Consider the following 12970-nt stretch of genomic DNA (forward strand, 5'->3'; position numbering starts at 1 on the left):
ACCACCCCCCAGGTCATCCGTTCGACAGGGGGGAACAGTCATGCCGGGCCCGGAGGCCAGCGGCCCTCTTGCAGGACCGCGAAGAACATAACGGGGGCTGTGGGTGAGGGTGGCGGTGAGGGTTTGGGTGCGGGTGCCGGTGCGTGTGCGGGTGAGTGGGGGGACCCGGCCTTCGGCCGGGTTTGGTTCCCACCTGCACCACCCGTGCGGCTTTCGTTGTCGGGTGCGGGTGGCCCCTGTGGGGGCTGAGCGCCGTCATGGCGGGTGCGGGGGTTCGAGGGTGCGGTGTCATGAGGGCCTCATCCAACGGTCCCGCAGCCCCGCCAGGACCGCGATCGACACCGCCAGCAGCACCAGGCTGAGGGCGATCGCCGCCGCCGGGTCGTTCTGCAGGGCCAGGTAGACCGCGAGCGGCATGGTCTGCGTACGGCCGGGGAAGTTGCCCGCGAAGGTGATCGTCGCGCCGAACTCCCCCAGGGCACGGGCCCAGGCCAGGACCGAGCCGGCCGCGATGCCCGGGGCGATCAGCGGTAGCGTCACCCGGCGGAACGCGGTGAAACGGGAGGCGCCCAGGGTGGTCGCCGCCTCCTCGAAGCGCGGGTCGGCGGCCCGCAGGGTGCCCTCCACGCTGATGACGAGGAACGGCATCGCCACGAACGTCTCGGCGAGGATGACACCCCACGTCGTGAAGGGCAGCGTGATCCCGAACCAGGAGTCCAGCCACCGCCCGACCACGCCGTTGCGGCCCAGGGCGAGCAACAGGGCCACACCGCCCACCACCGGCGGCAGCACCAGGGGCAACGTCACCAGGGCGCGGACGAGACCGCGGCCGGGGAACTCCGTGCGGGCCAGGAGCCAGGCCAGGGGAACGCCGATGACCAGGCTCAGCGCCGTCGCCGCCGTGGCGCAGACGAGCGACAGGCGCAGCGCCTGCCACACCTCCGCGCTGGTCAGCTGCTCGGGGAGGGTGCTCCACGGAGTCCTCACGAGCAGAGCGATCAAGGGCAGCAGGAGGAACGCCAGGCCGAGGAGGGCGGGCAGCAGCAGGGGGATGGGGACCAGGCGGGTTCCCCTGCCGGGGCGGGTGCGCCGGGGGCCGCCCGTCACGGTGTCGGTCTTGGCGGGCCGGGTCACGGCTTCAGGAACCCTGCCTCGGCCAGCACCTTCTGGCCCTCGGCGGACCTGACCAGGGCGATGAACGCCTTGGCCGCCGACGGGTTGGGAGCGTCCTTGAGGAGGGCGATCGGGTAGTCGTTGACGGCCTGGGCCGACTCGGGGAACTCCACGCCCTCCACCTTGTCACCCGCCGCCTTCACGTCGGTCTTGTACACGACGGCGGCGTCGGCCTCCCTGAGCTCGACCTTCGTCAGGGCGCTCTTGACGTCCTGCTCGTACGAGACCGGCGTGAGCCGGAGGCCGCTCGCCTTCAGGGCCTGCTGGGCCGCCGCGCCGCAGGGCACGGACCTGTCGCACAGCACGACCTTCAGGCCGGACTTCGTCAGGTCCTTCAGGGAGGTGATCCTGTGGGGGTTGCCGGGGAGGGTGGCGATCTCCAGCTGGTTGCGGACGAAGGTGGCGGGGCTGGTGGCGGTGTCGTCCTGGTCCGTCACGATCTTCATCGTCCTGGGGCTGGCGGCGGCGAAGACATCGGCCGGGGCACCGCCCGTGATGCCGGCGGCGAGGCTGTCGCTGCCGCCGAAGTTGAAGGTCACCTTCGTGCCCGGGTGCTTCTCCTCGAACCGCAGGCCCAAGGTCGTGAAGCTCTCCTCGAGGGAAGCGGCGGCGAAGACGGTGACCGTGCCCGAGACTTTCGACGACGAGGACGCCGAGGAGTCCGAGCCCGGGCCCGTGGAGGAGCAGGCGCTCACGGCCAGCAGCGCGGCGGCGGACGCGCCGGCGACCTGAAGGGCCCAGCGCGTCCGGTGCGCGGAACGGATCATCTCGGGGCCACTCCCTCTGTGTGCCGGAGGAAGAGTTCGCCGGACTCTTCCGATACGCCGATCATAGTGGCGCAGATGCGAGGCAGAAGTCTCCTGTCGCATCGCATGAGCCGGGGTGAGGGGGAGCAGGGGTGGGTATGTGCGTTTCTACGGGAGGAGGCGCGCAGGTGCGGTCGATGGGAGGAGCCGCTCAGGTGCGGTCGATGTGTACGTTCGTCGACTTCACGCGGGCGGTGGCCTCCATCCCCACTTCGAGGCCGAGCTCCTCGACGGCCTCACGGGTCAGCAGGGAGACGAGCCGGTGCGGGCCGGCCTGGATCTCGACCTGGGCGGCGACGTCACCGAGCTTGATGGCGGTGACGATGCCGGGAAAGGCGTTGCGGGCGGAGGTGTACGGGGTGTCCTGCTCGTCCGTGCCGGACCTGGCGAGTTCGACCGAGAAGGCGGCCAGGTCCCGGCCGTCGATGAGCCGCCGTCCGCTCGCGTCGCGGTGGGTGGCGATCCGGCCCGCGTCGGCCCAGCGGCGGGCGGTGTCCGGGCTCACGCCGAGCAGCCGCGCTGCCTGACCGATCGTGTAGGACTGCATGGCGGTCACGATAGGGCGGCGGGCGGGGAACGGTGGACGCGGGGTTGGCCGTTGGGTATAACGCGATATAGCGTTTGTTCGTCGAGCGGGTGGGTGTCGGTGCCGTGCCCGGGGAGATCGGGGTGAAGTGATGGTGGGGGAGCAAGTGCGCACCGATGGTCCGGCCGGGTTGCGGGCCTCGCACGCGGAGCGGGACCGGGTCGTGGACGTGCTGACGGTCGCCGCGGGGGACGGGAGGCTGACGCCCGAGGAGCTCGACGAGCGGGTGGAGGCCGCGCTGACCGCCCGCACGATGGGGGAGCTGGCCGCGCTGACGGCGGACCTGCCGACCGGGTCGGGCGACAGGTCCGTCGAGGCCAAGGACGTCGTCCGGATCGAGCAGGTGTGTGCCTCGACGCGGCGCGGCGAGGGCTGGGTGGTGCCCCGCAGCATGGAGATCCACTCGGAGTGGGGCGAGGTGACCCTCGACTTCACCCAGGCGGTGATCACGCACGACACCCTGCGCATCGACCTCGACATGCGCGGCGGTGTCCTGAGACTGGTGACCCGCCCGGAGGTCGTGGTGGACACCGACTCCCTCGCGGCCGACTACTCCACGATCAAGACCAGCAGGTTCACGACGCGTCGGTCCGTCATGACCGACGCACCTGTGGTCCTGCGGGTGGAGATCGCCGGTGCGATCAGCTTCGGGCAGGTCGTGGTGCGGCCGCCGCGGCGGGGGTTCGGCAGAAGGGCGTCCAGGGGCTGAGCACCTCGCGATCCAGCGGTGCGGGATCGACGGGAAGGCGCCCAGGAGCTGAGTGTCCGGTGACAGGGCTGCCCGAGGCCCGGCTCCTCCCGTCTCAGCCCACGTGCACCCTCGGCCGCCGCTGCCGGTCGGGTTCGGCTTCGCGCAGGACCTCCCGGGTCACGGGGGCGACCTCGCCCTGGCCGAAGAGGAAGAAGCGCAGGAAGTTGGCGAAGGGGTTGCCCTCGGTCCACTCGAAGTAGACGTGGGGGATGCGGCCGGTGGCGTCGCGGACGTGAAGGAGAAGGGCGGCCAGGGCGTTGGGGATGGAGGAGGACTCCAGCGTCAGGACGCGGTAGCGGTCGTGCAGGACTTCGCCGCGGACGGTCAGGCCGGCCTCGAACTCCGACGGGTCGGTGACGGTGACCTCCACGAAGACGAAGTCCTCCTGGACGGAGACGTCGTTGTCGTGGCGTATCTGCTCGATCTTGTCGCGGTACTCGGCCTTGTCGCGCCGATCGGGTTCGTTGGCGATGAAGCGGATCGTGCGGCTGGCCATGTCGCGGATGAAGCGTTCCGCCATCGGGTCCAGGGTGACGCTGGTGACGCGGAGCTCGAAGGCGCGGGCCAGCCGGGACACGAGGGAGAGCAGGATGATGCCGGCGATGAAGCAGGCGCCGATCTTCACACCGTCCGGGCGTTCGATGACATTGGCGACCGTGGTGTAGAGGAACACCGCCGAGATCACCGCGAAGACGAGCGTCCAGTTGCGCTGGCGGGCCTTGCGCGCGGCGATGGTCACCGCGATCGCGGCGGAGCTGATCAGCACCAGGACACCGGTGGCGTAGGCGCCGCCCTGGGCGTCGACGTCGGCGTCGAAGATCCAGGTGACCAGGAAGGCGACGAGCGTGAAGACGATGACCATCGGGCGTACGGCGCGGGCCCAGTGCGGGGCCATGCCGTAGCGGGGCAGGTAGCGCGGCATCAGGTTGAGCAGCCCGGCCATGGCGGAGGCGCCGGCGAACCACAGGATGCCGATGGTCGCCACGTCGTAGAGGGTGCCGAAGGCGCTGCCCAGGTAGTTGTGCGCCAGATAGGCCAGGGCGCGGCCGTTGGCCTGTCCGCCGTCCTCGAACTCCTTCTCCGGGATGAGCAGGGTGGTGATGAAGCTGGTGGTGATCAGGAAGACGCTCATGATCAGCGCGGCCGCCGTGAGCAGCTTCTTGGTGCCCCGGATCCGGCCCGCCGGGTCCTCCTCGGTGTCGGTGTCGTCGCCCTTGACGTGAGGCATGACGGCGACGCCGGTCTCGAAACCGGACAGGCCGAGCGCGAGCTTGGGAAAGACCAGCAGGGCCACGCCGACCATGGCCAGGACGTTGCCGTGCTCCGTGGTCAGGGCAATGGACCAGTCGGTGACCACATGGCCGGCGGTCATCACGTGCCACAGCCCGACGATGACGATGACGGCGTTCAGCGCCAGGTAGACGCCCACCAGCACCACCGCCACGCCGATGGCCTCCAGGAAGCCCTTGAGGAACACCGCGCCGAGCAGGGCGACCAGCAGCAGGGTGATGAGCATCCGCTGGTCGTGCAGCACGCTGTTCAGGTGGGGGTTCTCCACCAGGTGGGTGGAGGCGTCGGCGGCCGACAGGGTGATGGTGATCAGGAAGTCGGTGGCGGCGAAGCCGAGCAGGGTCAGGACGAACAGCTTGCCCTGCCAGAACGACAGCAGCCGTTCCAGCATGGCGATGGAGCCCTCGCCGTGGGGGCTCTCCTCGGCCACCCGGCGGTAGACGGGCAGGGCACCGGCCAGGGTGACGAGCACCAGCACGATGGTGGCGACGGGGGAGAGCAGCCCGGCCGCCAAGGCGGCGATGCCGGGCTGGTAGCCCAGGGTGGAGAAGTAGTCGACACCGGTCAGGCACATGACCCGGTACCAGGGCTGGCCCTGGTGCGGGGGTTCGGGTTCGGCGTGCGGCCCGGTGTGGCCGCCGCTCCTGCCCATGTCGGACAGGCCTTCCAGCATCCAGCTCCGCAGGCGACTGGGCGGTTGTTCGATGGTGGCCATACGAGGTGCTCTCCTGCGGTGCGGCTCAGCCCGGGGTGCTCGCCCCGACGCGGACGGCGGCGACCAGCGTAAGCAGAGAGTGACGTGCAGGCCCACGGATGAGCGGGCGGAGCGCGTCAAGCTTCCGTTAAGAGTGGGCGCGCGAATGCCCACAGCCCTCGAGGGAAGCGTCAGCGCATCGCAAAAGCGCAGCTGACGGGCGGGTGGAGGGCGGTCCCCGCCGGAGGGGACCGACGCGACCGGGTCGCACACGGGTGGACACCCTGCGTCACATACTGCAGACGGCGAGTCGGCATCGGCCCGGCCGCAGCACGAGGTACGCCGTCTTGTCCCTGAGTCGGGGGCCACCTAGAGTTCAGCGACGTAACGTTCGCCAGATCATCCGAAAGTTTCGCCTCGGCCGACACCGCCGAGGACGTGACGCTCGAAGGGACTGACGCACATGCGGACGTACGACAACCCCGTGATCGGCGGCTTCCATCCCGACCCCAGTGTCTGCCGGGTGGGCGAGGACCACTATCTGGTGTGCTCCAGCTTCGAGTACGTCCCCGGCGTCCCGCTCTTCCACAGCCGTGACCTCGTGCACTGGCGGCAGATCGGCAACGTCCTGGACCCGGGGCAGTTGGCGTTCCCGGACGACCTGCCGGCCTCCGCCGGCATCTACGCCCCCACCCTCCGGTACCACGACGGCCGCTTCTACATGATCACCACCACCGTGGGTGCGGGCGGCAACTTCCTCGTCACCAGCGACCGTCCCGAGGGGCCGTGGTCGGATCCGGTCTGGATCGACCTGCCCGGGATCGACCCCGATCTCGCCTGGGACGAGGACGGCTCCTGCTGGTGCGCCGTCTCGGGGGTACGCGTGGCGCGCATCGACACGGCGACGGGCAAGGTGCTCGAAGGCCCGTTGCCGGTGTGGTCGGGGACGGGAATGCAGCATCCGGAGGCCCCGCACCTGTACCGCGTCGGCGACTGGTGGTACCTGATGCTGGCGGAGGGCGGTACGGCCCACGGCCACAGCGTGTCGATCGCACGCGCCCGCTCCCCGCGGGGGCCGTTCGAACCCGCGCCGGCCAACCCGATACTGTCCCACCGCAGCACCGACCTGCCCATCCAGTGCACCGGCCACGCCGACCTGGTCCAGGCGGCCGACGGCACCTGGTGGATGCTCCTGCTCGGCACCCGCCCCCGCGGCTGGTTCCCGGGCTTCCACGTCCTCGGCCGCGAGACCTTCCTGACCCCGGTGGAGTGGGTGGACGGCTGGCCGCGCGTCGGCCCGGTGCGCGAATGGCATCCGGCGCCCGCGGCCTGGCACCCCGTCGAACCCGAGCCGGTGCGGGACGGCTTCGACACCGCGCACCTCGCGCCGTACTGGATCTCCCCGCGGCGCAGGCCCGAGGGCTCCTGGTCGCTGACCGACCGGCCCGGATGGCTGACGCTGACCGCGACGGGCGACAGCCTGGACCGGCCGGGCCACACCTTCGTCGGCCGCCGCCAGCGGCATCCGGACTGCCGGGTCACGGCCCGCCTGGAACCCGGAACGGCTCGCGCCGGACTCTCCGTGCGCATGGACGAAGCCCACCACTACGACCTGGAGGTCGCCGGGGGAGAGGCGAGCGTGATCGCCCGGATCGGCCCGGTGCGGCAGGTCCTCGCCCGGCGCCCGGTGCCGCCCGGACCGGTCACGCTGGTCGTCGAGGCCCGTACGGCGTCCGTCGTACCGCCCACGGTGTCCACCCCCGGCCAGGAGGCACCCGGCCTCCGGGCCGGCGGCCCCGACACGCTGGCCTTCTCGCTCGACGACGGCACCCCGCTGGCCGAACTCGACGGCCGCTACCTCTCCACCCAGGTCGCCGGCGGCTTCACCGGGCGGGTGATCGGCATGTACGTCACCGAGGGCAGCGCGGCGTTCGACTGGTTCGAGTACGTCCCCGGAGGCGTTGCCGCGTCCCGGTGACTTTCCGGAAGGCGCCGGAAAGTGTCGGTCCGCACGTCGGGGCGCCAAGCGCCCCGAACGCCGTGCGAGTCGGCGTCAGATTCACCGCGTACAAGGGGTTGCCACCGTTTGGCGGCTGTCTCTAGGGTGCGGCAACAACGCAGCTTTCTGGATCTATTCCGAAAGTTTCGAACCAGGGCGGACGTGAAAGCGCCGTCCCGTACCCAAGGAGCGCATGATGGGCGACCCGGCACTGTCCCGCCGCGGCTTCCTGGCGGCCTCCGCCGCGGCCGGTCTGGGCATGACGGCACTGAGCGGTTGCGGCGGAGACTCGGACGGAGGGTCGTCGGGGACGACCACGATCGAATGGTGGAACATCTCCACCACCGAGCCCGCCAAGACCGTCTGGGCGGGCCTCGCCCGCAAGTTCGAGGCGCAGAACCCCAAGGTCAAGATAAAGATCGTCCAGCTGGAGAACGACGCCTACAAGTCGAAGATGACGGCCCTGACCGCCTCCGGGAAGCTCCCGGACATCTTCCACACCTGGGGCGGCGGCGTGCTCAGGCAGCAGGTCGACGCCGGGCTCGTCGAGGACCTCACGGACCGGACCCAGGACTTCGCCGACGGCCTGCTGCCGGTCGCGAAGGAGCCGTACATCTTCGACGAGCAGGTGTACGGCATCCCGTTCGACATCGGCATGATCGGCTTCTGGTACAACAAGGCGCTCTTCAAGAAGGCCGGGATCAGCACGCCCCCGACCACCTGGGGCGGCTTCCTCGACGCCGTGGAGAAACTGAAGTCGGCCGGCGTCACCCCGCTCGCCCTGGCCGGCAAGGAGAAGTGGCCCGGCATGTACTACTGGGCCTACCTCGCGATGCGCACCGCCGGCGCCGACGCGCTGCAGAAGGCGTACGACGACAAGGACTTCACCGACGCCCCGTTCGTCGAGGCCGGACGGCACCTGAAGGAACTCGCAGACCTCCAGCCGTTCCAGAAGGGCTTCCTCGGCGCCGCCTACTCCACGCCCACCGGCCAGGCCGCCACCGTCGGCAACGGCAGGGCGGCGATGGAACTCATGGGCCAGTGGGCCCCGGTCGTCCAGGCCGACGCGGGCAAGGGCCTCGGCAAGGACCTCGGCTTCTTCCCGTTCCCCACGGTGGAGGGCGGCAAGGGCGCCCTGACCGAGGTGTTCGGCGGAGGCGGCGGGCACGCCCTGCGCCGGGGCGCCCCGCAGGCGGCCGTCGACTTCCTGAAGTTCTTCGCCTCGGAGGCCACCGACAAGGAACTGGTGAAGAAGACCGGTGTCATCCCGGTCGTCCCGGCTGCCGAGAGCGCCCTGACCGACCCAACCTCCAAGCGGTGCAGAAGCAGTTGAAGGCCGCCACCGGATTCCAGCTCTACCTCGACCAGGCGTACGCGCCCGCCGTCGGCCAGGAGGTCAACGACAGCGTCGCCGCGCTCATCGCCGGCTCGAAGTCCCCTGAGCAGGTCACCGAGTCGATCACGAAGACCGCGAAGGAAGAGCAGTAGCCGGCGATGACCTCCACGTTCCTGCCGGACAAGCGGACCGGCCCCGACGTCGGCCTGCCGCCCCCGTCCGCCGAGCGGGCCCGGGGACGCAGGCGCCGACGCACGCTCAACTGGCTCACCGCCGTCGGCTTCCAGCTGCCCGCCCTGGTGTTGTTCGGCGTGCTGGTGCTGCTGCCGATCCTGTTCGCCCTCTACGCCGCCTTCTTCCGCTGGGGCGGCTTCGGCATGCCCTCCGACTACGTCGGCGCCGACAACTTCACCCGGCTCTTCCAGGACCCGGTGTTTCTCGGCGACCTGTGGCGCTGCCTCGTCCTGGTCGTCCTGTCCCTGGCCATCCAGCTGCCGTTCGCGCTCGCCATGGCCGTCCTGCTCAACCAGCGGCTGCGCGGCCGGGCCGTGTACCGGATGCTGTTCTTCGCGCCGTACGTGCTGTCGGAGGCCATCACCGGTGTGCTGTTCAGCATGATCTTCGCGCCGGACGACGGCCTCGCCGACCAGATCCTGGGCAGTGTGGGCCTCGACGGGCTGGGCGGGGAGTGGTTCGCCGACCCGTCCATGGTCATGGCGACCCTGTTCCTGGTCATGATCTGGAAGTACTTCGGCTTCCACATGATGCTCTACCTGGCCGGACTCCAGTCGATTCCGCGGGAGTTGACGGAGGCCGCGCTCATCGACGGCGCCGGGCCCTGGCAGCGCTTCCGCAGCGTGACCCTGCCGCTGCTCGCGCCCACCCTGCGCATCAGCGTCTTCCTGTCCGTCATCGGGTCGATCCAGCTGTTCGACCTGGTGTGGGTGGTCACCCAGGGCGGGCCCGACCACCACTCCGAGACGATGGCCGTGACCATGTTCCAGTACGGCTTCAAGCGCTACCAGGTCGGCTACGCCAGCGCGATCAGCGTGGCCATGTTCGGCATCAGCCTCGTCTTCGCCCTCGCCTACCAGCGGTTCGTGCTCCGCCGCGACCTGCAGGGCGCCACCACGACGATGAGGGGGGACGGCAAGTGACGGTCAATTCCCGCAGGAACACCGGGAACACCGGGAAGACCCCCAAGACCGGGAAGACCCTGCCCCTGCACGTGATCCTCGTCCTCGTCGGCGCGGTGATGGCCGCGCCGCTGCTGTACGCCGTGCTGTCCGGCTTCAAGTCCACCGACGAGCTGTCCCGCAACCCGGTCGGTCTGCCCGAGTCGTGGGTGGCCTCCAACTACACCGGCATCCTCGGCTCCGGCGACTTCTGGCGGCTGGTCGGCAACAGCACGCTGATCGCGGTGGCCACGACCGTCCTCGTGGTCGCGGTGTCCGCGCTCGCCGCGTTCTCCTTCGCCCGGTTCGCCTTCCGCGGGCGGGAGGCGCTGTTCACGCTGTTCACGATGGGTTTGATGTTCCCCTTCGCGGTGGCCGCGCTGCCGCTGTTCCTGCTGCTGCGCTCCATGGGGCTGCTGGACAACCCGCTGGGCGTGATCCTGCCGCAGGCCGCCTTCGGACTGCCGATGACCATCATCATCCTGCGCGGCTTCTTCCGGGAGATCCCCGGGGAACTGGAGGAGGCGGCCACGCTCGACGGCTGCGGCCCGCTCGCCTTCTTCTGGCGGGTGCTGGTGCCCATGGCCCGGCCCGCGCTGGGCACGGTCTCGGTCCTGGCCGTCGTCACCAGCTGGAACAACTTCTTCCTGCCGCTGCTGGTGTTCACCGAGGACACGTGGTGGACCATCCCCATCGGCGTCCAGCAGTTTCAGGGCCAGTACGCCACGGAATACGCCCGCGTGTTCGCCTACCTGGTCCTGGCGATGGTCCCCGCCCTCGCCTTCTACTCGGTCGCCGAGCGCCAGCTCGTCGGCGGCCTCACCGCCGGCGCCACGAAGGGATGACACGCGCCCGCGGACGTACGGCTCACCCACCACCCAACCGTGAGGAGTCGCACCATGCGCAGTACGACCATCCGCTCCCGCACCCGGCTCAGACTGGCCGGGGCGCTGGCCGCCGTGCTGGTCGCCGCCGGTGTCGCCACCGGCCCGGCCGCCCAGGCGAAGGAGGACCCGCCCACCCTCGCCGACCTCGCCCAGCGCCACGGCCGCTACTTCGGCAGCGCCACCGACAACCCCGAACTCAGCGACGAGCCCTACAAGGCCATCCTCGGCAGCGAGTTCGACCAGATCACCCCCGGCAACGGCATGAAGTGGTACGCCACCGAGCCCCAGCAGGGCGTGTTCGACTTCTCCAAGGGCGACGAGATCGTCAACCTCGCCCGCGCCAACCACCAGAAGGTACGCGGCCACACCCTCGTCTGGCACAGCCAGCTGCCCGGCTGGCTCACGAGCCGTGAGTGGACGGCCGCCGAGCTGAGGGCCGTACTGAAGAAGCACGTCCAGACGGAGGTACGGCACTACCGGGGCAAGGTGTTCGCCTGGGACGTCGTCAACGAGGCGTTCAACGAGGACGGCACCTACCGGGAGAGCATCTTCTACAAGACGCTCGGCCCCGGTTACATCGCCGACGCGTTGCGCTGGGCGCACCAGGCCGACCCGCGCGTCAAGCTGTACCTCAACGACTACAACATCGAGGCGATCGGCCCGAAGAGCGACGCCTACTACCGGCTGGCCAAGGAGCTGAAGGCGAAGGGCGTGCCCCTGCACGGGATCGGCTTCCAGGCCCATCTCGCCCTGCAGTACGGCTATCCGGACACGCTGGAGGACAATCTGCGCCGTTTCTCCCGGCTGGGTCTCGACACCTCTCTGACCGAGGTCGACGTGCGCATGCAGTTGCCCGCGACCGAGGAGAAGCTGGCCCAGCAGGCCGAGTGGTACCGGGAGCTGACCGAGGCGTGTCTGGCCGTACGCCGGTGCGTGGGGATCACCCTCTGGGACTACACCGACAGGTACTCGTGGATCCCGGGGTTCTTCCCCGGCGAGGGCGCGGCGCTGCCGTGGGACGAGCAGTTGCGGCCCAAGCCGGCGTACTACGCGATCCGCGAGGCGTTGTCGTAACCGACCGTCCTCACACGGCCGCTGGTGGTGCGGTGCTCGCCCGCACCACCAGTTCGGTGCCGAGTTCCACCCGCGGCGAGTCCGGCTGCTCGTCGCGGGCCAGCCGCAGCACCGTGCGGACCGCGAGCTTGCCCATGTCGGTGAGCGGCTGGCGGACGGTGGTCAGGGGCGGAGCCGACCAGCGGACTTCCGGAAGGTCGTCGAAACCGACCACGCTCATGTCCTCCGGCACCCTCAGCCCCCGGCGGCGCAGCGCCTCGATCGCGCCGAGGGCCATCTGGTCGCTGGCCGCGAACACCGCGGTCGGCGGCTCGGGCAGGTCCAGTAGGGTGGTGCAGCCGGTGAAGCCGGACTCGGGGCGGAAGTCGCCGGGGACGATCAGGGATTCGTCGAGAGCGATGCCGGAGCCTTCCAGCGCCGCGCGGTAACCGTCGAGCCGGGCGCGCGAGCACAGCAGCCGGGGCGGACCGGCGATCAGGCCGATCCTGCGGTGGCCGAGGGACAGCAGATGCTCGGTGGCCGTCATGCCGCCCGACCAGTTCGCCGCGCCGATGGTGGGCACGTCCAGGGCCGGGGAGCCCGCCGGGTCGACGACCACCAGCGGCACGCCGAGGATCCGCAACTCCTCGTGCAGCGTCGGTTCCAGGGCCGAGGTGACGAGGATGACGCCGTCGGAGGCGCGGGCCCGCAGGTTGCGCATCCACTCGCGGGCGTCGCCGGAGCGCCCGTGGAGCGCCGACACCACGGTGCCGACCCCGGCCGCGTGCGCCACCTCCTCGACGCCGCGGATGATCTCCACCGCCCAGGGACTGTCGAGGTCGTTGAAGACCAGGTCGAGCAGGGCGGCGCGGGTGCCGGAGGCGGCGGGGCGTTTGTGGTAGCCGTGCCGCAGCAGCAGGTCCTCGACCCGGGCCCGGGTCTGGGGTGACACGTCGGAGCGGCCGTTGACGACCCGTGACACGGTCGGCACGGAGACCCCGGCCTGCCGGGCGATCTCCGTGATCGTGACCCTGCCCCGGTCCTCGGAAGCCGCCTCGGCGTCGGCCTCACGTGCTGCCACTTCCCCCACCTCCGTCGACGGGTACGGCGAAACTTCCAGGAGTCTTCCGGAAAACGGGCGTTCCCGGGAAGCCGTACGGGCACGCGCACCTCGCTCGCACGGAGGACCACGGTGAGTGACCGCTCCTGGACGCGCGTCG

The 12970-nt window shown here is 70.4% G+C and carries 10 protein-coding genes and 1 pseudogene; 6 read left to right on the forward strand and 5 right to left on the reverse strand.

Annotated elements, in window-relative coordinates; all coding sequences use genetic code 11:
* Positions 1-288: 288 nt before the first annotated feature.
* From modB to ACYVMZ_RS34260, 3 genes are all read right to left on the reverse strand, one after another.
* Positions 289-1134: a molybdate ABC transporter permease subunit gene (gene modB, locus ACYVMZ_RS34250; protein ID WP_461086744.1), complete on the reverse strand. Its 846-nt coding sequence runs from the start codon at positions 1132-1134 to the stop codon at positions 289-291.
* Complete coding sequence (modA, locus tag ACYVMZ_RS34255; protein ID WP_461086746.1) at positions 1131-1940, reverse strand: molybdate ABC transporter substrate-binding protein; 810 nt, start codon at positions 1938-1940, stop codon at positions 1131-1133. Before modA ends, modB begins: the two co-directional genes overlap by 4 nt.
* A gap of 190 nt (positions 1941-2130) precedes the next feature.
* Entirely contained in the window at positions 2131-2526 is a 396-nt protein-coding gene (locus tag ACYVMZ_RS34260) for a TOBE domain-containing protein (protein ID WP_461086748.1), read from the reverse strand.
* A 145-nt stretch (positions 2527-2671) separates the two neighbouring features.
* On the opposite strand from ACYVMZ_RS34260, the gene ACYVMZ_RS34265 reads away from it, so the two are divergent.
* Positions 2672-3274 carry a DUF1707 SHOCT-like domain-containing protein gene (locus ACYVMZ_RS34265; protein ID WP_461086750.1) on the forward strand — a complete coding sequence of 201 codons (603 nt, stop codon included), beginning with the start codon at positions 2672-2674 and terminating at the stop codon, positions 3272-3274.
* A 94-nt stretch (positions 3275-3368) separates the two neighbouring features.
* Here ACYVMZ_RS34265 and ACYVMZ_RS34270 read toward each other — a convergent pair whose 3' ends face one another.
* Complete coding sequence (locus ACYVMZ_RS34270) at positions 3369-5321, reverse strand: APC family permease (RefSeq protein ID WP_461086752.1); 1953 nt, start codon at positions 5319-5321, stop codon at positions 3369-3371.
* Between the two features lie 442 nt (positions 5322-5763).
* Between ACYVMZ_RS34270 and ACYVMZ_RS34275 the strand changes: the two genes are divergently transcribed.
* The 5 genes and pseudogenes from ACYVMZ_RS34275 to ACYVMZ_RS34295 all read left to right on the forward strand — a co-directional run bounded on the left by ACYVMZ_RS34275 (position 5764) and on the right by ACYVMZ_RS34295 (position 11771).
* Positions 5764-7278 carry a glycoside hydrolase family 43 protein gene (locus tag ACYVMZ_RS34275; RefSeq protein WP_461086754.1) on the forward strand — a complete coding sequence of 505 codons (1515 nt, stop codon included), beginning with the start codon at positions 5764-5766 and terminating at the stop codon, positions 7276-7278.
* A gap of 217 nt (positions 7279-7495) precedes the next feature.
* Positions 7496-8787: pseudogene (locus tag ACYVMZ_RS34280) on the forward strand (extracellular solute-binding protein).
* A 6-nt stretch (positions 8788-8793) separates the two neighbouring features.
* Complete coding sequence (locus tag ACYVMZ_RS34285) at positions 8794-9792, forward strand: carbohydrate ABC transporter permease (RefSeq protein WP_461086756.1); 999 nt, start codon at positions 8794-8796, stop codon at positions 9790-9792.
* A 98-nt stretch (positions 9793-9890) separates the two neighbouring features.
* On the forward strand, positions 9891-10655 hold the full coding sequence (locus ACYVMZ_RS34290) for a carbohydrate ABC transporter permease (RefSeq protein WP_461086848.1): 765 nt from the start codon (positions 9891-9893) through the stop codon (positions 10653-10655).
* Positions 10656-10709: 54 nt separating this feature from the next.
* The gene (locus ACYVMZ_RS34295; RefSeq protein ID WP_461086758.1) at positions 10710-11771 is read left to right on the forward strand and encodes an endo-1,4-beta-xylanase; all 1062 of its coding nucleotides are present in this window, start codon (positions 10710-10712) and stop codon (positions 11769-11771) included.
* Positions 11772-11781: 10 nt separating this feature from the next.
* Here ACYVMZ_RS34295 and ACYVMZ_RS34300 read toward each other — a convergent pair whose 3' ends face one another.
* On the reverse strand, positions 11782-12831 hold the full coding sequence (locus tag ACYVMZ_RS34300; RefSeq protein WP_461086760.1) for a LacI family DNA-binding transcriptional regulator: 1050 nt from the start codon (positions 12829-12831) through the stop codon (positions 11782-11784).
* Positions 12832-12970: the final 139 nt, after the last annotated feature.

It is taken from the genome of Streptomyces deserti, assembly GCF_054782695.1.

What these genes read in the sequence shown, in the direction of transcription:
- ACYVMZ_RS34275 (WP_461086754.1), top strand. Translation starts at nt 5,764, where the DNA reads ATGCGGACGTACGACAACCCCGTGATCGGCGGCTTCCATCCCGACCCC.
- ACYVMZ_RS34270 (WP_461086752.1), bottom strand. Translation starts at nt 5,321, where the DNA reads ATGGCCACCATCGAACAACCGCCCAGTCGCCTGCGGAGCTGGATGCTG.
- ACYVMZ_RS34285 (WP_461086756.1), top strand. Translation starts at nt 8,794, where the DNA reads ATGACCTCCACGTTCCTGCCGGACAAGCGGACCGGCCCCGACGTCGGC.
- modA (WP_461086746.1), bottom strand. Translation starts at nt 1,940, where the DNA reads ATGATCCGTTCCGCGCACCGGACGCGCTGGGCCCTTCAGGTCGCCGGC.
- ACYVMZ_RS34260 (WP_461086748.1), bottom strand. Translation starts at nt 2,526, where the DNA reads ATGCAGTCCTACACGATCGGTCAGGCAGCGCGGCTGCTCGGCGTGAGC.
- ACYVMZ_RS34295 (WP_461086758.1), top strand. Translation starts at nt 10,710, where the DNA reads ATGCGCAGTACGACCATCCGCTCCCGCACCCGGCTCAGACTGGCCGGG.
- ACYVMZ_RS34290 (WP_461086848.1), top strand. Translation starts at nt 9,891, where the DNA reads ATGGCCGCGCCGCTGCTGTACGCCGTGCTGTCCGGCTTCAAGTCCACC.